Raw genomic sequence first — 23005 nt, forward strand, 5'->3', positions numbered from 1 at the left:
TTTCTGCATAGTATTCACCACAGACGTGTGCCCCGACCAAATATTACTATTCTAACCAGACACCGGGCGTTAAGTAGCTCGCCACCACACTTGACTCATGGTCCCAAGTGTCATGGATGGCCATGATATCCCAGCCCTGTACGGGCCAGCCATGGATACACTCCCACTCATGTTTGCGATCGTAGACGAGTCCGGGGTGATCCTCTCGACGAACGAGACGTGGAGCGAGTTCGGCCGGGCAAACGGAACAGAGCTGACACCGAATACGCTGGGCGTGAACTACCTCGACGTCGCTGACATGGCTGACGACGTGACCGGGCAACAGGCAGCCGACGGGATCAGAACCGTCCTCGCCGGCGACCAGTCCTCGTTCGAACTCGAATACCCGTGTCACACCACGTCGGCGAAACGGTGGTTCCGGTTGTGCGCCGCTCCGTTCACCATCGATGGGGCGAGGTACGCCTCCATCGCACATATCGACATCACGGCCCGGAAGCAACGAGAGTCAGTGCTCGAAGCGGCCTACGATATCTGTACCGACGCGAACCGGACGTTCACAGAACAACTCGACGCGCTGCTAGAGCTCGGCTGTGAGACGCTCGATACGTCGTTTGGGACGCTCTCCCGGGTCCACGGCGACGAGTACGTGTTCGAGGCAGTCACTGCACCGGCGACTGCCGACCTCGAAGCCGGCAGCACGACCAGCATCGAGGACCTCCCGAACTGCAGACACGTCGTCGAACACCGCGAACCGCTCGCGATCAGCGACGTTGCTGCGGACGCGCCGGACCTCGCTGACCCGGAGTGGGGAATCGCGAACTACATCGGCGCGCCCGTCGTCGTCGACGGGGCCGTGTACGGGACGTTCTGCTTCTACGGGCTGGAACCACGCGAGACAGTGTTCACGCAGTGGGATCTGACGTTCGTCCGGTTGCTCTCGGACTGGGCGGGCTACGAACTCGAACGACAGCGCCACACGGAACAGCGAAGCGCGTTGAATACTGCCCTCCCAGACCCCAGTTTCATCATTGATGCGGAAGGGCGATTTCTCGACTGTCTGACCGACCCCGAGACGATGGTGACGGTCGACGATACGGACACGCTTGTCGGTCAGACGCTACACGAGTGTCTTCCACACAAGACCGCTGATTCGCTACTGGCGACTGTTCGTGCGGCCCTGCGGACCGGGTCGTTCCAGTCCGTGGAGTACACACTGCAGGTTCCCAGTGGCAAGCGGTGGTTCGAGGCGCGGGTCGCGCCGCTGGAAAGTCGCGCGTACGACCTCGACACCGTCATCTTCGTCGCTCGGGACATCACTGCGCACAAAGACCGACAGGCCGAACTCGAACGACAGCGTGACGAACTCGAACAGACACAGCGGCTCAACGTGCTGGGCAGAGAGATCGCGAAGGCGCTACAGGACACACAGACGCGTGAGGAAATCGAATCGGCAGTGTGTACGCATCTCACTGAATCGGACCTGTACCAGGCCGTGTGGGCCGGGAGCCGCGGGAGTGCCACGAGGATAACACTGAGTGCCGCCGCTGGGATCGACACGGCAACGCCGGAGCAGATTTCGCCCGGCGAGCACAGTCTCGCCATCGACGCCATCGACACCGGCGAGGTACAGGTCGTCGAGGATATCACCGACGTGTCGACGCCCTCGGACACCAGGATGGACCGCCCACTACTCACAGACCGCTGCTCCGTCGCGGCTGTTCCCCTGACAACTGGCGAGACCACGTACGGCGTCCTGATGGTGTACGCATCGACAGAAGCCACGATTGGCTGCCGTGAGTCGAGTATTCTGGCCGATCTAGGGCGACTTATCGCGCTTTCTATCCAGCGCGTCCACAGTCAGCAGTCACTGCTGGCGGCGACGACGGTCGAACTCGAATTCCTGACGCCGGACTCCGACGACGTCTTCGCCGGCCTCTCGGCGATGCACGACTGTTCGTTTACGCTCGAACGGCGCGTCCCGACCAGTTCCGGGAACTGCCTCCACTACGTTCGCATCAGCGGTGTGGACATTGATCGGGTGTGTCAGGCGCTCACTGAGACGCCGTCGGTCGAGTCCTGTACCGTCGTGGAAACGGCGGCGGAGAACCGAGCGCCCCTGCTCGAAGTCGCGCTCGACGAGATATCCGCATCGCCGCTTGACACGCTCACAGATTACGGCGGGGCCGTGCGGCGGGCCGTCGCAGCGGACGGCGACCTGCGGTTCACAGCGGAGATGGCACCGGATATCAACGTCCGCGCCGTCGTCGAGGCGATTCAGGAGGTCGCGCCCGGGACAGAACTGCGGAGCAAGCAGTACGTCGACCAGCCAGTCTCGACGGCCACGGATTTCCAGACGCGGATACGCGACCGGCTGACGCCGAAACAGGCCGCCGCACTCAAGACTGCCTACGCACGCGGCTACTACGACTGGCCGCGAGGGAGTTCCGCCGAGGAACTGGCTGAGACACTCGACATCTCCGCGCCGACCTTACACTACCGTCTGCGGAAGGCTCACGACGCCGTCATCGGCGCGCTGTTCGACTCCGGAACCGGACCTGAGAAACACGACTGAACCTCACTCGTCTTCGGCACGCTCGATTCGCTGTCGGGCCTGCCGGAACAGGCCGCGAAGGGTCTTCGTCTCCCGGCCAGTGGGTTGTGCACGCCCGAGCACCCGGCGGAACAGCCGCCGGGCCTTGTGCTGTTTCTCTTCGGGGTGACCGATAGCACCGAGGAAGCGGTCGAACTCCTCGTGTAGCCCCTCGACGGACGGCGTCTCGGCGAGCGTGTGCAGCCGTTCGGGGTGCTGGGTCTCGTCGACAGTTAGCTCGCGGAGTTCGTAGAGCACGATGGTGGCCGCCTGACCGAGGTTCAACACCGGGTACGACGCGCTGGCCGGGATAGAGCAGATGACGTCCAGCCGTGCGAGTTCGTCGTTCGAGAGCCCGACCCGTTCGCGGCCGAAGACGACGCAGATGTCGCCCTCGACATCCTGAAGCGAGTCGGCCAGGTCGGCTGGCGTCGTCGCCGGATACCGGACGTGGTTGGCGGGGTCCTCGTTCGTCGTCGCCGTGCAGGCGACGGTGTGATAATTCTCGACGATCTCGTCGAACGTCACCGTCCGGGCGTTCGGGAGGATGTCGTCGCGGGCCTGTCCGGCAAAGCCGTACGCTTCGCCATCGGGGTCCAGTTCCGGCGGGTCGACAAGTAACAGCTCCGACAGGCCGAAGTTCTTCATCGACCGGGCGATGGTGCCGACGTTGCCCGGCGTCTCCGCGTCGACGACGGCGACCGATATCATACGTCCAGGTCGCTGAGGTCCATATCAATCGTGTCGAGGTCTTCCTCGTCCATCTGCTCGACTTCTTCTTCGAGTCCCGGAATCGCTTCGTCCCTGTCGGGGGCCTCCGGCAGCGCTGTCGGGTCCTCCTCGACGTGTTCGAGGCCGACATATCCCTCGGGAGCTCGGTTCCCGTCGAGGAACCACTCGTGGAAGGCCGAGGCCAGGTCCGTCTCTCCGGCGTGGGCCTCGCCGCCCTCCTCGCGGAACCAGTAGATGAAGTCCGTCTCGTGGTCCGAGCAGACGACCACCTCGCCCATCGGCTCCCCGTAAATAGCATCTGCGACGTTGCACTGCTCGATGTCTTCGTCGCCGTGAATCAGCCAGCAGGCGTCACAGGGGTCGACGACCCGCTCTGCGAGCACCAGCAGCCGCTGCCGGGTTTCCGGTTCCATCGTCTTGAGCGGCCGGACCCGTCCGTCCGGCCCGAGTACGTCCTCGTCGAAGCGCCAGCCACGAAGCCCGATATTGACCTTGCTCATACGTCAGAGTGGGAGAGTCCCGGACTAAAAGAGCGCGATATGCCGGTCGACCGCTACCGATCCGTCCGCGCTCCATCATCATCGCGGAGTGTAAACGGGGTGTGTCAGCCGGTTACACCCACCGCTCGTTCGAAACATAGACAGTTCTAGCTAAATTTAACATGATTATTCCAGCTAGCATCCGCGGCCAGCATCCAGATCCGGCAAATCTGTTGGTCTCGCCCAAACATTTATACGTGATTGGCTTTTCTCCGTAAAAGAACACATGGAACGGCCGACGCGCCAGCGGGATTCTGACCAGGAGGAACGCGAGGAGGAGTCCGAGAGCACGGGCCAGCAGACCTGCCCCGAGTGTGAGTCGGAGTCCATATCTAGCGACGGCGGTGGTGAACTCGTCTGCGAGGACTGTGGCCTCGTCATCGAGGACGAGAACATCGACCGCGGGCCGGAGTGGCGGGCGTTCAATCACTCCGAACGCCAGTCCAAGTCACGCGTCGGAGCCCCCACGACCCAGACGATGCACGACAAGGGGCTGACCACACAGATCGACTGGAAGGACAAGGACGCCTACGGTCGGTCACTCTCCTCGGAGAAGCGGAGCCAGATGCACCGCCTCCGGAAGTGGCAGGAACGCATCCGAACGAAAGACGCCGGCGAACGGAACCTGCAGTTCGCGCTGTCGGAGATCGACCGCATGGCCAGCGCACTGGGCGTCCCCCGCTCGGTTCGAGAGGTCGCGTCGGTCATCTACCGACGCGCGCTCAACGAGGACCTCATCCGCGGTCGCTCCATCGAGGGCGTCGCCACGGCCTGTCTGTACGCGGCCTGTCGACAGGAAGGTATCCCACGGAGCCTGGAGGAGGTCTCGGACGTCTCCCGGGTCGAGCAGAAGGAGATCGGGCGGACGTATCGGTACGTCGCCCAGGAACTCGAACTGAAGATGGAGCCGGTCGACCCCAAGCAGTACGTCCCGCGTTTTGCCTCCGAACTGGAACTCTCCGAAGAGGTCCAGTCCAAGGCCAACGAGATCATCGACACGACCGCCGAGCAGGGCCTGCTCTCGGGGAAATCACCCACCGGCTACGCCGCCGCGGCCATCTACGCCGCCTCGCTGCTGTGCAACGAGAAGAAGACCCAGCGCGAGGTCGCCGACGTGGCCCAGGTGACAGAGGTCACCATCCGGAACCGGTATCAGGAGCAGATCGAAGCGATGGGCATCCACTGACTGGCCGCGTTCCCTGTTGTGCGGTAGCATCGTTCTCTGTTCGCTCTCATTATGCAGGTACTGGCACCGGTAGTGCAGCTTATACGTTCGTTACCGGACTGGGAACGACAGGCGTGCAGAACTATCTGTCTGGACACCGATACCGTAAGTATGCCTGTCTCCTCGTCGCAGAAACGGATCGCACTTCTCGTCATCGGACTCGTGATCCTCTTTGCACCCGCGCTGTTCCTCGTCGCCACGCTGGAGTTTCTCATCCTGTCCGGCGACCTCGCGCTCAACGAGATTTCGCTCCTCGAATTCGTCGAACTGTATCTCATCGACCTGGTGCTGTTCGTCCTGCTCGGGTACGGCGTCTACCGGTTGACGTTCTGGCTGATTGAGAACCAGCTTCCGGAGGCACTCGATACCGTCGAGGAGACCGAGGCAGCCGACGCGACTGACGAAGCAGAACCGTCTGGTGGCGTCAATGAGGACCGGTCCTGAAAGACCGGCACTGTTGAGGCGACACAACGACGTGCCGTGAGTTTCTCGCAAAGTCGGGACCGCTCGCGGGTTTTCGGCCGCCGACCGCGTCAACGAGGCCGACTCAGTGCTCGCGGGTCGTTCCTCCCCGCTCGCGACAACGAGGGCCGCTCACTGCTCGCGGGTCGTTCCTCCCCGCTCGCGACAACGAGGGCCGCTCACTGCTCGCGGATCGTTCCTCCCCGCTCGCGACAACGAGGGCCCCTCGCTTCGTTCGCGCCCCTCGCTTCGTTCGCGCCCCTCGCTTCGTTCGCGCCCCTCGCTTCGTTCGCGCCCCTCGCTAGTCCCCTGCAACCGCTGTCGGCTCCTCGGCAGTCTCGCCGACCGACCCGAGGTCCATCATCGCTAGCAAGGCGATGACGCCGAAGCCGACTTTCGTGACCACGTCGAGGTAAACGATCACGAGTGTCGCGGTTTCGACGTCCATTAGCCCCAGGCCTGCCGCACCGAGCAGCCACACGACCGGGTACACCATCCAGAGGACGACGACGAAGTTCCGGAGCGTGCGGTACAGGCTGATCTCTATGTCGGACAGGGTCGACTTCGCAGCCGCCGCAATGTTCCGGTAGAGGAGGTAGATGACGCCACCGAACAGCGCTGCGCCGACCGCGAACAGCGCGTAGCTAATCGGCGATGGCGTGACAGCACCGGCGAACCCGAAGACGATAGTCAACGCCTGCAGGACGACGAGTTTCACCGTGTCCTCCCGACTTGCACCGGCGAGGAGCGCCAGGAACCAGACGTTGAGCGGCGTCGTCAACAGCCAGTCAATGTAGCGGATCACGTACACCGTGTGGCCGCCACTCTGTATCGAGCCGAAGCCGAGCGCCATCAGGGCGTAGGCGACGATGGCGATACCTGGGATGGCGATCAACAGCAGGTATCGCTTCCGCATCTCTTCGGGGACGAGCGTGTAGCCGTACGCCAGCACGGCCGTCCCGAGCAGTTCACCCAGTAGTCCCAGCGTGAACCAGGTCGTTATGGTTGCCATTGTTAGTCGTCCCCCACCGCAGCCGTGCTGTCGGTGTCCGTCCCAGCTGAGTTTTCGACAGTGAAGCGGTCCAGGAGCGATTCGAGGTCGTCAGCCCGCTGCCTGAGTTCCGTTGCGGAGTCCGACACTTCGTCGATGGACGCGGACTGGTCCTGTGCCGCGCCGGCCACAGTATCTGCCTCCGTCGCCGTCTGCTGACTGATCGTCGTCAGGTCGTCGATTGTCCCCATCACGTCCTGTGCGGTACGGGCCTGCTCCTCGGTCGCCCGGTCGATTTCCTGGATGCCGGTGTCGACCTCTTCAGTGTACTCGACGATGGTCTCCAGCGCGTCGACGGTCTCCTCGACCGTCGAGACGCCTTCAGTAATCCGGTTACTGGTCGACTCCATCGTCTCGACCGTGTCGCCGGCCTGCTCTTGGATGCCCGCAATGCGCTGCTCGATGTCGGCGGCGGCCTCTTTGGTCTCCTCTGCGAGGCCCTTGATCTCGTCCGCGACGACGGCGAACCCTTCGCCGTCACCGTCAGCGTGGGCGGCCTCGATGGAGGCGTTCAGCGCGAGCATGTTCGTCTGCTCGACGATGCTCGTGATGACGCCGACGATCTCGCCGATCTCGTCGAGTTCGTCGTCGAGCGCGTTGATCTCCTCGACGGTCTCGCCGGTCTCGTCCTCGATGGCGCTCATCTCCGCGATAGCCTCCTGTGCGGCTTCGCGGCCGTCCTCACCGACTTCGGCGGCCGACTGGGACGTAGTAGCGACCTGCTGTGCGGAGGAAGCGACCTGTTGTGCGGTCGCCGAGAGGTTCTGCATCTCGGCGGCCGCCGATTCGAGCCCCTCGTTTTGCTCGGTCGTGCCTTCGAAAATCTCGTTGATGGACTTCGACACTTGCTTGCTGGCCTGGTCGACCCGCTCCGCGTTCGAGTTGACGCGGTCGCTGGACTGGATGACGTTGGCCGCGAACGCCTTCATGTCGGCAATGGTGTCTTCGAGCGCATCCAGCGTCGTGTTGATGTCCTCGCCGACCTCCGCCATCGCTTCGTTCATACTGTCCGTATCTACCCGTGCGGTGAGGTCACCGTTAGCGGCGGCGGCGAGCGCGTCGCTGTACTGCTGTGCCTTGAGTTCGAGGTGGCCGGTCAGCGCCTCCATCTCGTTGCGTTCGGATTCGACCTCCTCACGGGCCGTCTGTGCCTGCTCTTTGGCCTCCTCGGCTTCCTGCCGTGCGGTTTCGGCTTCGGATATCTGCGTCCGGAGGTTCGCCCGCATATTGTCGAAGGCGGCGTACAGCGTTCCGAACTCGTCCTCGCGTGACGTGCTGAGGTCGACGTCGAGTTCCCCCTCGGCCATCGCTTCGGCCTTCACCGAAAGCCGTCGCAGCGAAGCGATCGTGTTTCCGCCGATCGTGACTCCGATGAGTCCGAGGTTGACGACGGCAAGCAAAATGAGCCCGATGAGGTCGGAGTTGATCTGGTCGCTCAGGGCGTACGCGTTCTGGCGATCAGCGTGGACCATAACGACCCAGTCCTGTGATTCGAGTCGGTTCAGTCCCATCAGCATACTGTCCGTTTCGTGGAAGGCGCTCTCGCCGGGTTCGAGCGTCCCCAGCGGGTTCGACTCCATCTCCGAGATCGGTGCCGTCGACCCGATCATCGAGGTGTTGGGGTGGGAGACGAACTCGCCGTCAGTGTTGACGACCGTGGTAAACGACCCATCGCGCTGGTTCGATATCTGATCGGCCTTCTCCCGGAGGTCGATCATGTACACGAGCGCTCTGTCTTCGTCACCGGGGACCGGCGAAACGACGGCCACTATCGGATGGTCGACGACCGAGACAGAGAACGGCTCCGTCACATGCGTGTCGTCGGGACCGTCGAACTGCGGCGGGTCCGTAGCGAACGGTGCGCCCTGCTCGGCAGCGTTGACCCCGATGAAGTCCTGGTTCGAACTGGCGCGAATCTCGTTTGTCTCGGTGTCGAAGTAGTGCACTGCGACGACACCGGGCGGGAGTTCATCGTTGGACCGTAACTCCTCCAGTCGTTGCTGTTTCTCCGTGTTCGTCCCGTCAGTGAACACGGGGAGTCGCGACGTTGATCGGACATCCCGCTGCGATGTCGTCAACCATTCGTCCAACTGTGCGGCCTGCGTCTCTGACAGCGCCGTGATGTCGTCCGCAACGTCTTCCTCGAGAGTGGCGGACGCCTGCACGCTTGTCAGGACCCCGGCAGCGATAATGATAATTATCGCGAATGAAAGCGCCAACCCAAGTCTAGCGGCGTAACTGCCAGCAATAAAACCCGGGAGTGGCGAGTCCCTATCTGATTCCATCATCCAGTGCTATGCAAACGTGCTAATAAAGGGTTGTTACGCAATTTTCACCGATGATAAACGCTACGGCTAACTGTGGAAACCCATAGCCACCAGCACGGCTAACGGTGGTTAGTTATGTTGTTTTGATAGTATCCTCCGCAGTCACCGATATGAGTACTGACCCAACTCGTTCGCTGTCGGCACTGTCACTCAACGTACCGCGATATGTTGAGAAGCGTATTCGGGACCGCTCAGTCCGTGGGGAAAGGTTTTGCCGGTACCACCTGACGCATACCCCAATGCGTGCTGTACGATTCCACGAATACGGCGGGACGGATGTGCTCCGCGTCGACGACATTGAACGACCCACACCAGGTCCGGAGGAGGTCCTGCTAGAAGTCGAGGCAGCGGCGGTCAATCCGGTTGATACGTACTTCCGGAGCGGCGATTACGAACCGGGCGAACTGCCCTGGATACCCGGCTCAGACTGCGCCGGGACCGTCGCCGCGACCGGTGAGCGCGTGGCCACCGTCGCCGAGGGCGACCGGGCGTTCGCGACCGGGCTGGGCAACTGGCTTCAGGGAACCTGCGCGGAGTACGTCACCGTTCCGGAGTCGCATCTGGCGCGGCTCCCCGACGGGGTGCCCGCCGAGGCGGGCGCGGCCGTCGCGCTCGTCGGCGTCACCGCCTGGCAGACGCTCGTCGACGCCTGCGCGCTGGAGCCGGCCGAGCGAGCGCTGATTCACGGCGGGAGCGGCGGTGTCGGCCACGTTGCGGTCCAGTTAGCTGCGGCGAACGGGGCGCGGGTCACGACGACGGCGTCACCGGCCTACCACGACCAGCTGGCCGGCCTCGGGGCGGACGACGTGTTCGACTACAGCCGAGACGACCTCGCCGACGCGGTGATCGACGCCGGCGCGCCGGACGTGATTCTCGACCACCGGCTCGACGACTATCTCGCGTTCGACGCCGAGGTGGCCGCCCAGGGCGCGCGAATCGCCGCTATCGGGAACACCGATCTCGCGGCGACGTTCGAGAACGTCCCGCGCTGCCGGGCCAAGGCCCTCAGCGTCCACCATGTCTCGATGTTCAATACGCCCGAGTTCGGCGCGGTGCTGGACCGGCTGGCGACGCTCATGGCCGACGACGACCTGACGCCGGTCGTCGCCCGCCGGTACGACCTCGACGACGTCCCGGCCGCCCACGACGACGTACTGAACGACAGCTTCCTCGGCAAACTCGTCGTCACGCCGTAGACCGGCTACTGCGGACCCCGTCGTCGGTTTACCGGCCCGCCCCTCGCGTTTCCGGGGATGGGCATTTATCTTCCTACTATCCGTTGACAGATGTATGTCAGCCGAATTTAATTTCGACGGCGAGGTAGCACTGGTTACGGGTATCGGCGGGGCGCTGGGCAGCGCGGTCGCAAACGCGTTCCTCGAAGCCGGGACGACCGTCTGTGGCAGCGACATCGTCGAACCGAACACCGAGGACTTCCTGTTGTCCGATCCCGACAGCGTGGATTTCTACCAGGCGGACTTCAGCGACGAGGAGGCTGTCGCCGAGACTGTCGACGCAGTCGTTGACGAACACGGGCGACTGGACTACTTGCTGAACATCGCCGGGACGTGGCGGGGTGGCACACCGATCCACGAGACGGACGCGGACACGTTCGACTTCCTGTTCGACGTGAACCTGAAGACGATGTTTCTGGCGTCGAAACACGCGATTCCACACTTGCGGGCTGCCGAGGGCGCAATCGTCTCCGTCTCCGCGCGGTCGTCACTGGAGGGCGGTGACGGCGACGGTATCTACCGCGCATCGAAAGCCGGCGTCCGACTACTGACCGAGACCATCGCGGCGGAGAACCTCGGGGCCGTGCGAGCCAACGCCGTGATGCCGAGCGTCATCGACACCCCGATGAACCGCGAGATGATGCCCGACTCCGACTTCGAAACGTGGGTCGACCCGAAAGACATCGCGGACGTGATGTTGTTCCTCTGTTCGGACGCCGCCACCGTGACCAGCGGCGCAGCGGTGCCGGTGTACGGCGAGGTCTGATACTGTTAGCTAAACCGTCGGACAGTGTCGTCTACCGGCAGTACGGTCCACCACGTCACGGGTGACTATTCTGGGTATCGATGTGATTGCCTGGTCACCCACCGATATCGTGTCCAGAACGGCGACCGGGAGTCTGGATGAGCGGGAGCAATCGTCAGAAGGAGACGGTAGATTCGTCTCTGATCTCAGTTCCGATTGCGATCCCCCCGCGATCATCATAGTACTTGCGTCCAATGAATGTCTCGTCGAGATTGCCGATAATCGAGGTGTAAAGCGCATCCGCGGTCAGATAACTCTCCTCTTCGACCGGGTCTAACGTCTCTTGAATAGTCACCGAGTTACCGGAGGGAGACGTTATTTCAATGGCACCGATCTGTTCAATCACAGCCGTATGCGTCGCTGGGAACTCGAGCGATTCATCAACAATCCGCTCTGTATCTGAATAGTCCATGTCTGTTGTCCGAGAACCGGAGGTTCGGTCTCTACGTTCCACAGTACGCGGCGAACATGAATCAAACCCAACAATTTTCATCGTGGATTTGTTTTTGATTATTTGAGATACAGATTCCAGACGTGGTCAGATAGGTAGATTCGAAGTCACATATCCGCGCTGTCGAGAAATGACCAGCAAGGAGGTGTCAGTGTGGACCTCTCGGCTGCTGCTGTTCGCCGTCGCAAATGATGTCAGACTGTTCATACTATCGGATGGTATTGCGAACCGGAATCACGGTGGTTTTTATACCCCAGAAGAATATGCCGCATCACAATGAGTGACAGAGAAACGTGGGCCTCACGGCTCGGGTTCCTTCTCGCAGCGATCGGTAGCGCAGTCGGTCTCGGAAACATCTGGCAGTTCCCGTTCAAGACCGCGACAAACGGCGGCGCAGTGTTCCTCGTCTTTTACCTCGCCGCCGTGTTGCTCATCGGCTTCCCGGCAATGCTGGCGGAGTTCATCATCGGTCGGCGAACGAACCGTAATGCCGTCGACGCGTTCGCAGAACTCGGGTTCAAGCAGTGGCGGGTCGTCGGTGGCCTGGGCGTCTTTACGGGATTCTGGATCCTCTCGTATTACAACGTCGTCGGCGGGTGGGTCATGCGGTATATCCTCGGTAGCGCGACGGGCGCATACTTCGGCAACTCCGCGGAGTACTTCGGCGCTATCTCCAGTGGTCCAGAGGCCGTCGCCGGGCAGGCGCTGTTCCTGCTAATCTGTGTCGGCATCGTCGCAGTGGGTGTCGAGGACGGTATCGAGAAGGCGACGAAGGTGATGGTCCCCAGCATCGTCATCCTCATGATCGGGATGGCGGCCTGGGTCACCACACTCGAGGGAGCAGGCGCTGGCTACAGCTACTTCCTCTCGCCGGACTTCTCCACGCTGGCGGCGAACGCCGGCGACCTGATCCCGTTCGCAGTTGGACAGGCGTTTTTCACCCTCTCGCTGGGGATGGCAGCCATGATCACCTACTCCTCGTACATCGGTGACGACGAGAGCCTCCCGGTCGACGGTGGCATCATCGTCGTGACGAACACGCTCGTCGGTGTGCTGGCGGGTCTCGTCGTGTTCCCGATTCTCTTCGCCATCAACATCAGTCCCGACACCAGCGGCCCGTCCGCCATCTTCGTCGCGATGGCGTCGGCGTTCCCACAGCTCCCCGGGGGGCGACTCCTCGGTATCGTGTTCTTCGGCGTTGTCCTCATCGCCGCGATCTCCTCCGCGATCAGCCTGCTCGAAGTTGCAGTCTCCTACGGCGTCGACAACACGTCGTACTCGCGAGTGTCTCTGTCGGCGATGCTCGGAGTTGTGCTGTTCGTTCTCGGATTCCCATCAGCCTGGGACCTGGCGTGGTTCGGCTGGTTCGACACGCTCGCGTACAAGCTGTTCCTCCCGCTGTCGGTGCTGCTCGTTCTGGTGTTCGTCGGCTGGGTGCTCTCCTCTGACGCAGTTGCCGAGCTTCGACAGGGGACGGGTGGACTCCGGGCGTTCGGCCCGACCTGGCTCTGGATGGTCCGAACGGTGGTCATCCTCGGCGTCATCCTGACGCTGGCGCTCGGCCTGCAGACGCTGTTCCTCGCCGAGGACCCGGCGATCATCCCGCCGATATAACCGACGTACGGTATCGGTTTCCGGCGGATGCAGACCCGCTTTTCAACAACCCGGCTGACCGGTTGACAGCAGCTATACGACACCCTAACAGCCAATCTCAGTCGGATTCGAACCCGCGTGGTTCGTCCGCGATGCCGAGACTCTCGGACGCAGTGTCACCCTCGTCAGCGGTACCCGGGAGCAGTGCGTGGATATCGACCGACTCGCTGCCAAGCACCGCGAATCCCGTGAAGATGGTCAGAAAGCCCACCACTGCGGTCGAGGTGATAGTCTCACCGAGCACGGCCCACCCGCCAAGCGTCGACACGACGGGGACCACGTAGAAGATGAGGTTGGCCTGGATCGCACCGGTGACATCGAGCAGGCCGAAGTAGGCGATGTAGGCGATTGCCCCGGCGAAGATACCGACGTACAGCAGGGCCGCTATCGCGGTCGGAGACCAGACCGCCGTGGCCGCCGATTCGCCCATGCCGATGCTCAGCGCGTGAGAGAGCGCGGCGGCGACGGGGAGCGCCCACGCGGTCCGGACCGTACTCGACAGGTCGCCGCCGGACCACCGGATGAGGACGCTGCCCAGCGCGGCGCTGGTCGCGCCAGCGAACAGAATGAGCTTGCCGATGCCCCCGCTCAGGAGCATCGCCGGGTCGGGGCTGACGACGAGGCCGACGCCGAGCAGGCCGATGACCATCCCGAGGCCGCCGCGGGCCGAGAGCCGCTCGTCGGAGAGCAGAATGGCGGCGAACACCGGCGTCAGTATCGGGTTGAGACTGAACACGATGGCCGCGACCGCGCTGGTGGCGGACTGCTGGCCCACGAATATCAGCGCGTTCGCGAGGCCGAGCGCGAATAGACCCGTCGAGAGAATCGCCAGCACGTCGCCACGGGTTCGCGGGAGCAGTTCGTCCCGGGACCGGGTCACGACGACGTAGCCGAGGAGCACGACGGCGGCGATGTCGAACCGAAGGGCGACGAACAGAAGCGGTGGGAGGTACGAGAGGCCTGCCTTCGCTCCGACGAAGGTCCCACCGAGCAGGACGCTGGCAACCGTAGCGAGGGCGAGCGTGCGGCGCGAAATCATGCCGCCACCTCGTATTTAATTTCTGAAATATCTGCACAGCCGACAGAGAGAGGGCGTGGAGAAACCTGAGTCATCGTACTCTACGGTACGGGATCGAGGCTTATAGGGCCGTTTAGAAAATCTTACATAACGCGAAACGGCCGAACACCCGTGGCGGATATTCACGGTGTGAAATTATTTCACACTGCGAAAGCGCTTTAGGACGGACTCCCCAACGCGGCGGTATGGAATCGGCGCTCGAAGAGATCGAGTTCCTCGCGCTCTCGTCGAACCGGGTCGAGGTGTTACGGCTTCTGGCGGCGGACCCCCACTCGCGCGGGGAACTCGCGGCCGAAACCGGTGCGTCACAGGCGACGCTCGGGCGTATCATCGCGGACTTCGAAGAGCGGTCGTGGATACGCCGAACGGGCGGCGAGTACGTCGCAACGGCGACGGGCCGCATCGTCGCCGACGGGTTCACCGACCTGCTCGACAGCCTCGAAACCGAGCGCCGGCTGCGCAACATCGTCCAGTACCTTCCCACCGACGCGATAGACTTCGACCTGCAACATCTGGCCGACGCCACGATAACCGTCCCGAGCCAGACGCGCCCGAACGCGCCGGTCCAGCGGCTGCTTGACCTGCTTCGGGACGCCGAGGAGGTCCGGACCTTCTCACACGCGTTCAACGACCAGGCGATTCGGGTCGTTCAGGAACGAGTCAGCGCGGGGGAGCAGCGGTTCTCGGGCGTGTTCTCGCCAAGCGCCATCGACGCGCTCGCGGCGGACGACCGACTCCGGCGTCGGCTCGAATCGCTCCGTGTCGAGCCGGACGCGTCGGTCCGGGTCCGGAGCGACGGCGTGCCACTCGCCGTGATGATTGCCGACGACGTGGTCCACCTCCTGCTGCGGGATGGCAACGGCGTCCTGCAGGCGTCAATCGACACGACCGCGCCGGCCGTCCGCGAGTGGGCTATCGAGACGTTCGACACGTACTGGGCGTCCGCGGACCCGCTCTCGGACGAGTGGTCGCTGTAATTCCGTTGTTTCGAGTCACCGGGAACCGCGACCGCCAGAGAAATCAGTCGAGGCGCAGCTACCGCACCAGATACGGGTCCTCGCCCGGCATGAACCGTCCGAGGTCCGCCTCGCGGCGGTAGTCCGTCTCCAGCAGCGCGGTCAGCGCGTCGACGAGGGCGTCCTCCTCGTCAGCGGTCCACTCCGCGGGCTCTTTGATGGGGTAGACGAGCCAGCCGCTCCCGACGACCTCCGTGGCGTGGCGCGCGTCCATGTCTATGGACTCGGTCGGCTCCGATGTCGTGTTCGCGAACACATGTCGCGTGGCGCGCTCGCCGACGGGCAGGAGAACGTGGGCGGTGATGGCCCGGAGTTCCGTGTCGAACAGCGGTTCCAGGTCGTCGTAGTCCGACTCGGTCGGCGGTTCGCCGCCGCACATGTACAGATACGACAGATACGTCTTTTCGACGGTCGGTGGCGCACCGGCTTCGGCCAGCAGTCCGGCCTCGACGAGCGCCCGCTGGAGACGTTCGCCCGCGGCGTTGTCGGTAAAGGGGATGCCGGACGTTTCGCCACCGTGGACACCCGGATGGTCGCCGATGACGTGGAAGTGGGCGTTGGCGTCGCCGTACCCGGGCACGAACGGCTCACACGGTGCGTCGAAGCCGAAGGGGTTGTGCTGGCGGGCCGTGACGTTCTTCACGCGCGAACTCAACGGGCCATCGCTCAAAACTCCGCCGGTTTCGGTTATCGAATACGAGAAATAATGGTGAAGTTTGATAACGCTTTTCTCGGATGCCCGCAAGGAGTCGGATATGCTCCGGTCCGGGAGAAGTGATATCGCGTGAGCCACGATGACCGTGTCGAGGACCTTCGAGAACGAAAAGCCGAGGCCGAGCGGGGCGGCGGCGAGGAACGGATCGAGGCGCAACACGACCGCGGGAAACTCACCGCTCGTGAGCGCATCGACTACTTCCTCGACGACGGTACCTTCGTCGAGATCGACTCGCTCCGTGAACACCGCTCGACGAACTTCGATATGGCAGACAAGAAGGTACCAGGCGACGGCGTCGTCGTCGGCTACGGAAAGGTCGACGGCCGCCGGGTGTACGTCTTCGCCCACGACTTCACCGTCTTCGGTGGGTCGCTGGGCGAGGCGTTCGCACAGAAAGTCTGTAAAGTGATGGACAAGGCCATCGAGACGGGTGCGCCCATCATCGGCCTGAACGACTCCGCCGGCGCGCGGATTCAGGAGGGCATCGACTCGCTGGCGGGCTACGCCGACATCTTCCACCGCAATCAGCAGGCCAGCGGTGTCGTCCCGCAGATTTCGGCCATCATGGGGCCGTGTGCCGGCGGCGCGGTGTACTCGCCGTCCATTACGGACTTCGTCTACATGGTCGAGGAGACCAGCCACATGTTCATCACCGGGCCGGACGTCATCGAGACGGTGACCGGCGAGGAGGTCGGCTTCGACGAACTCGGCGGGGCGAAGACCCACGCCTCCGAGTCCGGGGTGGCCCACTTCACGGCCGCCGACGAGAAGGACGCGATGGACGATATCCGGTATCTCCTCTCGTATCTCCCCCAGAACAACGTCGAGGACCCGCCGCGGGTCGAGCCCTGGGACGACCCTGACCGCCGGGACGAGGGGCTGAAGACGGCCGTCCCCGACGCACCGCAGAAGCCCTACGACATGACGGACGTCGTCGGGCACATCGTCGACGAGGACTCCTTCTTCGAGGTCGCCGAGGACTTCGCGCGCAACATCGTCATCGGGTTCGCCCGCATGGACGGCCACAGCGTCGGCGTCGTCGGCAACCAACCGCGGGTCAACGCCGGGACGCTGGACATCAACGCCTCGCGGAAGGGCGCGCGCTTCGTCCGGTTCTGTGACGCGTTCAACATCCCGATTCTCACGTTCGTCGACGTGCCCGGGTTCATGCCCGGCAAGGACCAGGAGCGCAACGCCATCATCAACCACGGCGCGAAGCTCCTGTACGCCTACTCGGAGGCCACCGTCCCGCTGGTGACCGTCATCACGCGGAAAGCCTACGGCGGGGCCTACGACGTGATGGCGTCGAAGCACATCGGCGCGGACATGAACTACGCCTGGCCGACCGCCGAAATCGCCGTGATGGGGCCGAAGGGCGCGGTGAACGTCCTCTACGACGACGAACTGGAAGACGCCGACGACGTGGAGGCCCGCCGGCAGCAACTCATCGACGAGTACCGCGACGCCTTCGCGAACCCCTACACGGCGGCCAAGCGCGGCTTCGTCGACGACGTCATCGAACCGCAGGAGACCCGCCCGCGGCTCATCGACGACCTGGACCTCCTCAGGGGGAAACGCAAGGACCAGCCTGACCGCAAGCACGGCAACATCCCACTGTAACGATGGCGGCAGACACTGACTCGGCTGTCGACGCCGAACTGGTCGCGGAGATCGCCGCACAGCTCGACGACGCCTCGACGGACGAGGCGGCCGCCATTGCCGTCGCTGTCGGCGCGCATCTCACTGACCGCCAGCGCGCGGCGGCAGCGGCCGCGGCGGCTGCGGCGGCAGACGACGGGGACTCCTGGGACGGCAAACAGTGGTCGTTCTCCGGGCGCGTCGAAGCTACGCAGAAACGGTCCGTTCGAGTCCGCACGGACGCGCCGACCGACCCCTGGAGCGCCGCCGGCCGCACCGAACGGTTCTGACCACGGACAGTTCTTCTGTTATACGGATTGGTGGAGCGATTTATTGGTATGCTCCGACCCCGGTGTCGGAGCTATCCGGAAATAATCTACACCAATCCGTATCAGTTGGCGGTGCCCTATCTGGATTTGCGGCCATGTCCCATACTAACATGATTATATATGTAAGTTTGGCCGCTATCTGCGCATAGTTTTATGGGCCGACTCTCAGTATGAGGGCGTATGTTCGATAAGGTGCTCGTCGCTAATCGCGGGGAGATAGCGGTGCGCGTGATGCGCGCATGCGAGGAGTTGGGCATCGGCACAGTGGCCGTCTACTCTGACGCCGACAAGCACGCCGGGCACGTCCGATACGCTGACGAGGCGTACAACGTCGGTCCGGCCCGTGCTGCGGACTCCTATCTCGATCAGGAAGCGATTATCGACGCTGCCAAGCAGGCCGACGCCGACGCCATCCATCCCGGGTACGGCTTCCTCGCGGAGAACGCCGACTTCGCCGCGCGCGTCCAAGAGACGGACGGCGTCACCTGGGTCGGCCCCGAGAGCGAGTCGATGGAGGCGCTGGGCGAGAAGACGAAGGCCCGCAAGATCATGCAGTCGGCCGACGTGCCAATCGTCCCGGGAACGACCGACCCGGTCGAGGACCCCGAGGAGGTCGTCGAGTTCGGCGAGGAAAACGGCTTCCCGGTTGCCATCAAGGCCGAGGGCGGCGGTGGCGGCCGTGGGATGAAGATCGTCCACGATCCCGAGGAAGCCGAGGAGCAACTCGAAAGCGCAAAGCGGGAGGGTGAGGCGTACTTCTCGAACGATTCGGTGTATCTCGAACGGTATCTTGAGAACCCCCGCCACATCGAGGTCCAGATCATCGCCGACCACCACGGCAACGTCCGGCATCTGGGCGAGCGTGACTGCTCGCTCCAGCGCCGCCACCAGAAGGTCATCGAGGAGGGGCCATCGCCGGCCCTGAACGACGCTCTCCGGGAGAAAATCGGCGACGCCGCCCGCCGCGGCGTCCGCGAATCGGACTACTACAACGCCGGGACCGTCGAGTTCCTCGTCGAAGAGGACACCGACCGCGAGCCGGGTGAACTGCTCGGCGAGGACGCGAACTTCTACTTCCTCGAAGTGAACACCCGTATTCAGGTCGAGCACTGCGTCACCGAGGAGATCACCGACATCGACATCGTCAAGTGGCAACTACGGGTGGCGATGGACGAGGAGATCACTTTCGCACAGGACGACGTGGAGATCGAAGGTCACGCGATGGAGTTCCGCATCAACGCCGAGAACGCCGCGGACGACTTCGCGCCCGCGACCGGCGGCAGCCTCGACACCTACGACCCACCGGGCGGTATCGGCGTCCGCCTCGACGACGCGCTCCGGCAGGGCGACGACCTCGTCACCGACTACGACTCGATGATCGCGAAACTCATCACCTACGGTGGGGACCGCGAGGAGTGTATCGAGCGCGGGAAACGGGCGCTCAAGGACTTCGACATCGACGGCATCCCGACCGTCATCCCGTTCCACCGCCTGATGCTCACCGACGAGAAGTTCGTCGGCGGCACACACACCACGAAGTACCTCGACGAGCAACTCGACCGGACGCGTGTCGAGGAGGCCCAGGAGAAGTGGGGCACCGTCACCGAATCCGACGGCGACGAGGACGAGGAAGTCGTCGAGCGCGAGTTTACCGTGGAGGTCAACGGCAAGCGCTTCCAGGTCGACCTCGAAGAGCGCGGCGCACCCCCGATCAACGTCGGCGACGTGGACGCCGACGGCGGGAGCCAGCCACAGCGGCCACAGGGCGGCAGTAGTTCCGACGGCGGGGGCGGCAGTGCCACCGCCGCTGAGGGGCAGGAAGTCGCCGCGGAGATGCAGGGGACGATTCTAGAGGTCAACGTCGAGGAAGGCGACGAAGTCGAGGCCGGCGACGTCCTCTGTGTGCTCGAAGCGATGAAGATGGAGAACGACATCGTCGCCGAACGCGGCGGCACGATCAACGACGTGGCCGTCAGCGAGGGCGAGTCCGTCGACATGGGCGACCTGCTGTTCGTGATTAGGTGAGGTCGGGGCCGGGCATCACGCCGCCCCATTCCGAATCGCTTCTGCAGACGCCTTTTATTCCGGCCGGTCGAAGCCCCGCATATGAACGAGACACGCCACCGGGTGCTCGACGCACTGGCGGACGGCCCCGTCTCGGGGCCGACCCTCGCCGACGAACTGGATATCTCGCGCTCCGCGGTCTGGAAGCACGTCGAAGCCCTCCGCGACGAGGGGTTCGAGGTCCGGAGCGACGACGCGGGTTACGTCCTCGATTCGGTACCGGAGTTCGGGGCGAGCGCGGTCGAATACGGCCTCGATGCGCCGTTTTCTGTCGAGTACCACGACAGCATCCCGAGCACGAACGCTCGTGCCCGCGACCTCGCGGCGGAGGGGGCGTCGGACGTCGTGGTGCTGGCCGACGAGCAGACCGGCGGCCGGGGGCGACTCGACCGCGATTGGCACTCGCCGAGCGGCGGGGTCTGGCTCTCGGTGCTGTTCCGGCCCGACGTCCCGATGGCCCACGCGCCGGTGTTTACACTTGCGTCGGCCGTGGCGGTGACGCGGGCCGCTCGCGAGGCCGGTGTCGAGGCCAGCATCAAGTGGCCAAACGACGTGCTCGTCCGGCGCGGCGAGGAAGAACGCAAGCTAGTCGGCATCCTCACCGAGATGGAAGGCGAGGCCGACCGCGTCTCGTGGGTCGTCGTGGGCATCGGCGTCAACGCGAACGTCGACCCCGCGGACTTACCCGACGAGGCGAACCCGACGAGCCTCTCGGCCGAACGCGGCGAACCGGTCGACAGACGGCTGTTCACCCAGCGATTGCTGGAGGAGTTCGACTCACTGCGCCAGGACACGGAGCAGGTCGTCGAGGCGTGGCGGGAGTACGCGACGACGCTGGGACAACAGGTCCGGGTCGAGACGCCGGGCGGCCCCATCGAGGGCGAAGCTGTTGATATCCAGTTCCCGGGCGCGCTCGTCATCGAGACAGAATCCGGTACAGAAGTCGTTTCAGCGGGAGATTGCGAACATCTCCGTCCGGTTACGGAGTGAGGGCGACGACAGGAGACACGTCACTGTGGGACGCCGGTAGGCTGTTCGTCCTCCGAGATATCTTGCAGCGTTGTCTCCACCGGAACGGTAACGACCGGGACGTGGGCCGACCGGACGACCCGTTCGGCGACGCTCCCCAGCAGCAGGCGGTCGATGCCGCCACGCCCGTGGGTTCCCATCACGATGAGGTCACAACCGTGCTGGTTCGCGTAGTCGACGATTTCCTGGCTCGGGCTTCCCTCGGCTGTGGCTCGCGTGACAGTCACGTCGTCGGCGACGAGACGCTCCACCATGTCCAGGGCCATCTCGCCCTCGCGGTGGAGCGAGTCGGTGACGCTCTCCCACGTCGGTTCGTGCGGGAGCGTCGAGAACCGGCCGGTGTCGACGACGTACAGCGCGTGAATCTCGCTGTCGTGGGTCGTCGCGAGTGTTTCAGCGTGTGTGAGTACCGCTTCCGACCCCGGCGAGCCGTCTGTCGGCACCAGTATCCTGTCGTACATGCCGTACTATTGTCTGGCTGAGGTGATATAGTTTGGTAACAGACAACATACAACAACCGAGCAGGATAGAGCTCAGTTCAGCTCTCGGTCCCGTTCGTACTCTGTTGCCCCGGAGCCATCCAGCGCCGGTTCGTCGAGGGCCTGTTCGAGCCGGCGTTCCAGTTCGGTTTCGGTTATCTCCCCGTTAGCGTAGCGTTCGGAGAGTCGTTCGACGGAGTCTGTCTCGTCGGCGCTGGTCACACCTGCCGTGTCGGTAGCCCGCGTCTCTGACACATCGGTGGTCGACGGCGTCGCCTCGTCCTGACCGGTGATGCTCGAAGCGAGCCAGTACACGGCGTAGCCGATAGCCGCCAGGACGCCGATGGTGGCAGCCAGAGCAACGATACCGAACAGGAGCCCGATAAGGCCCCACAGCAGTTCGAACACGAAACTCACGACGGTGAGGACGACGATCAGCGAGACGACGCCGAGCAGGCCGTACAGGAGTATCTTCGCCGGTGTGCTCAGGGCGCGGTCGGTGGTGGAGGGCATCGTCCAAGGATACTATTCCCGCAGTGATAAGAATTATTCAGTCTTGGGGTGGACGACCCGCCGAACGTCGGCCGTCTCCGCCCGGCGAACGACAGCCCGGACGGGATTTTGCGCCCCGGTGAGGTTATCCGAGTCACCGTCGAGAACGAGCAGGCGTGCTGGCTGCCCGGGCTTGACCAGACCGCCGCCAAGCCCAGCGATTTCGGCCCCATTGACCGTGGCCATCCGTAACACCTCTCGGGCGGAAATGTCGTACAGCTTCGCGGTGAACTCCATCTCGCGGAACATCGACGGGCTGTTGAGCATGACATTGTCCGTCCCGAGCGCGACTGTCGTCCGGTCGGCCAGTTCTTCGACCGGCGGACGGCCAACGTCGGTGACGATATTCGACCGGGGACAGACGACGACGGGGATCTCGCTGTCGGCGACCCGTTCGAGATGCAGCGACTCGGCGTGAACCATGTGGACGAGGAAGTCCGGGTCCAGATCGAGCGCGGGGTTGATGTCGGAGCTGTCGACCTCGCCCGCGTGGATGCCGAACAGCTTCCCGGCCTCCTGGGTCGTGCGCCGCTCCGCCCCGAACTCGCCGTCGTTGGCCCCGCTCGCGCCGAACCCGTCGGCCAGTTCCATCGCATCCGTCGTCTCGCGCCCGAGAATTACGCTGTCAAGGTCTGAACCCGCCAGCGCGTCCTGTATCGCGCGGACGCCCTCGACGCCGCCCTCCCGGAACTCGATGAACGCGCCAGTCCCGGACTGCTCCATGAACGACAGCGTCCGTGCCATCGCGGCCACCAGTTCGTCCCGGCTGGCATCGCGAAGCAACCGGTGTTTCAGACCGTCCGGCGGCGCGACCAGTTCTTCCAGCGAGAGTCCCTCCCCAGCCTCCTTGGCGATTGAATCGCCGATGTGGGTGTGAGCGTTGACGAACGACGGGACCACGATGTCGTCGCTGTCGACCGCGGTCTCCTCGACGGCGGCTATCTCCCCGTCTTCGACCACGACACGGCCCTCAACAGCCTCGAACGACCGTCCCGTCAGAATCGTCCCTTCGAGAATCATACTCTCCGTTCGCCT

Annotated in this window: 21 protein-coding genes; 11 read left to right on the forward strand and 10 right to left on the reverse strand. The window is 63.8% G+C overall.

Features of this window, described 5'->3' with window-relative positions; genetic code table 11:
* Positions 1-97: 97 nt before the first annotated feature.
* The gene (locus tag VI234_RS09270) at positions 98-2572 is read left to right on the forward strand and encodes a bacterio-opsin activator domain-containing protein (RefSeq protein ID WP_336329816.1); all 2475 of its coding nucleotides are present in this window, start codon (positions 98-100) and stop codon (positions 2570-2572) included.
* 3 nt (positions 2573-2575) lie between these two features.
* On the opposite strand, the gene VI234_RS09275 is transcribed toward VI234_RS09270, so the two are convergent.
* The gene (locus tag VI234_RS09275) at positions 2576-3301 is read right to left on the reverse strand and encodes an RNA methyltransferase (RefSeq protein WP_336329817.1); all 726 of its coding nucleotides are present in this window, start codon (positions 3299-3301) and stop codon (positions 2576-2578) included.
* Positions 3298-3822, reverse strand: a complete 525-nt coding sequence (locus VI234_RS09280; protein ID WP_014039720.1) for a hypothetical protein — start codon at positions 3820-3822, stop codon at positions 3298-3300. The genes VI234_RS09275 and VI234_RS09280 overlap by 4 nt, the downstream gene beginning before the upstream one ends.
* Before the next feature lie 265 nt (positions 3823-4087).
* Between VI234_RS09280 and VI234_RS09285 the strand changes: the two genes are divergently transcribed.
* Positions 4088-5047, forward strand: a complete 960-nt coding sequence (locus VI234_RS09285; protein ID WP_008310442.1) for a transcription initiation factor IIB — start codon at positions 4088-4090, stop codon at positions 5045-5047.
* 150 nt (positions 5048-5197) lie between these two features.
* Positions 5198-5530, forward strand: coding sequence for a hypothetical protein (locus VI234_RS09290; RefSeq protein WP_336329818.1), 333 nt, complete (start codon positions 5198-5200; stop codon positions 5528-5530).
* Between the two features lie 319 nt (positions 5531-5849).
* Here the strand turns inward: VI234_RS09290 and sop2 are convergent, their stop codons facing one another.
* Positions 5850-6560 carry a sensory rhodopsin II gene (sop2, locus tag VI234_RS09295; protein WP_336329819.1) on the reverse strand — a complete coding sequence of 237 codons (711 nt, stop codon included), beginning with the start codon at positions 6558-6560 and terminating at the stop codon, positions 5850-5852.
* 2 nt (positions 6561-6562) lie between these two features.
* On the reverse strand, positions 6563-8764 hold the full coding sequence (locus VI234_RS09300; RefSeq protein WP_336329820.1) for a methyl-accepting chemotaxis protein: 2202 nt from the start codon (positions 8762-8764) through the stop codon (positions 6563-6565).
* A 401-nt stretch (positions 8765-9165) separates the two neighbouring features.
* Here VI234_RS09300 and VI234_RS09305 point away from each other — a divergent pair, with 401 nt between their 5' ends.
* Both VI234_RS09305 and VI234_RS09310 read left to right on the forward strand, forming a co-directional pair.
* Positions 9166-10122: an NADPH:quinone reductase gene (locus VI234_RS09305; RefSeq protein WP_336329821.1), complete on the forward strand. Its 957-nt coding sequence runs from the start codon at positions 9166-9168 to the stop codon at positions 10120-10122.
* A gap of 94 nt (positions 10123-10216) precedes the next feature.
* Positions 10217-10927: an SDR family oxidoreductase gene (locus tag VI234_RS09310; protein WP_336329822.1), complete on the forward strand. Its 711-nt coding sequence runs from the start codon at positions 10217-10219 to the stop codon at positions 10925-10927.
* Positions 10928-11081: 154 nt separating this feature from the next.
* On the opposite strand, the gene VI234_RS09315 is transcribed toward VI234_RS09310, so the two are convergent.
* Positions 11082-11378 carry a DUF5789 family protein gene (locus VI234_RS09315; protein WP_008310451.1) on the reverse strand — a complete coding sequence of 99 codons (297 nt, stop codon included), beginning with the start codon at positions 11376-11378 and terminating at the stop codon, positions 11082-11084.
* Positions 11379-11693: 315 nt separating this feature from the next.
* Here VI234_RS09315 and VI234_RS09320 point away from each other — a divergent pair, with 315 nt between their 5' ends.
* The gene (locus VI234_RS09320; RefSeq protein ID WP_008310452.1) at positions 11694-13031 is read left to right on the forward strand and encodes a sodium-dependent transporter; all 1338 of its coding nucleotides are present in this window, start codon (positions 11694-11696) and stop codon (positions 13029-13031) included.
* A 97-nt stretch (positions 13032-13128) separates the two neighbouring features.
* Here VI234_RS09320 and VI234_RS09325 read toward each other — a convergent pair whose 3' ends face one another.
* Positions 13129-14109: a DMT family transporter gene (locus tag VI234_RS09325; protein ID WP_008310453.1), complete on the reverse strand. Its 981-nt coding sequence runs from the start codon at positions 14107-14109 to the stop codon at positions 13129-13131.
* A gap of 224 nt (positions 14110-14333) precedes the next feature.
* Between VI234_RS09325 and VI234_RS09330 the strand changes: the two genes are divergently transcribed.
* Entirely contained in the window at positions 14334-15125 is a 792-nt protein-coding gene (locus VI234_RS09330) for a helix-turn-helix transcriptional regulator (protein ID WP_008310454.1), read from the forward strand.
* Positions 15126-15183: 58 nt separating this feature from the next.
* Here the strand turns inward: VI234_RS09330 and VI234_RS09335 are convergent, their stop codons facing one another.
* On the reverse strand, positions 15184-15807 hold the full coding sequence (locus VI234_RS09335) for a uracil-DNA glycosylase family protein (RefSeq protein WP_336329823.1): 624 nt from the start codon (positions 15805-15807) through the stop codon (positions 15184-15186).
* A gap of 141 nt (positions 15808-15948) precedes the next feature.
* Between VI234_RS09335 and VI234_RS09340 the strand changes: the two genes are divergently transcribed.
* The 4 genes from VI234_RS09340 (at position 15949) to VI234_RS09355 (ending at position 20900) form a co-directional block, all read left to right on the forward strand.
* Positions 15949-17499, forward strand: coding sequence for an acyl-CoA carboxylase subunit beta (locus tag VI234_RS09340; RefSeq protein ID WP_008310456.1), 1551 nt, complete (start codon positions 15949-15951; stop codon positions 17497-17499).
* Between the two features lie 2 nt (positions 17500-17501).
* Complete coding sequence (locus tag VI234_RS09345; RefSeq protein ID WP_336329824.1) at positions 17502-17807, forward strand: acc operon protein; 306 nt, start codon at positions 17502-17504, stop codon at positions 17805-17807.
* Between the two features lie 219 nt (positions 17808-18026).
* Positions 18027-19871: an acetyl-CoA carboxylase biotin carboxylase subunit gene (locus tag VI234_RS09350; protein ID WP_336329825.1), complete on the forward strand. Its 1845-nt coding sequence runs from the start codon at positions 18027-18029 to the stop codon at positions 19869-19871.
* Positions 19872-19952: 81 nt separating this feature from the next.
* On the forward strand, positions 19953-20900 hold the full coding sequence (locus tag VI234_RS09355; protein WP_336329826.1) for a biotin--[acetyl-CoA-carboxylase] ligase: 948 nt from the start codon (positions 19953-19955) through the stop codon (positions 20898-20900).
* 20 nt (positions 20901-20920) lie between these two features.
* Here the strand turns inward: VI234_RS09355 and VI234_RS09360 are convergent, their stop codons facing one another.
* The 3 genes from VI234_RS09360 to VI234_RS09370 form a co-directional block, all read right to left on the reverse strand.
* Positions 20921-21400, reverse strand: a complete 480-nt coding sequence (locus VI234_RS09360; protein WP_008310464.1) for a universal stress protein — start codon at positions 21398-21400, stop codon at positions 20921-20923.
* Positions 21401-21472: 72 nt separating this feature from the next.
* A complete protein-coding gene (locus VI234_RS09365) occupies positions 21473-21931 on the reverse strand; it encodes a hypothetical protein (protein WP_008310466.1) in 459 nt (152 codons plus the stop codon).
* A 33-nt stretch (positions 21932-21964) separates the two neighbouring features.
* Positions 21965-22990: an amidohydrolase family protein gene (locus VI234_RS09370; RefSeq protein ID WP_336329827.1), complete on the reverse strand. Its 1026-nt coding sequence runs from the start codon at positions 22988-22990 to the stop codon at positions 21965-21967.
* Positions 22991-23005 lie beyond the last annotated feature (15 nt).

Origin of the sequence: Haloarcula sp. CGMCC 1.2071, assembly GCF_037078445.1 — an archaeon.
In the GTDB taxonomy this organism is placed as follows: Archaea; Halobacteriota; Halobacteria; order Halobacteriales; family Haloarculaceae; genus Haloarcula; species Haloarcula amylolytica.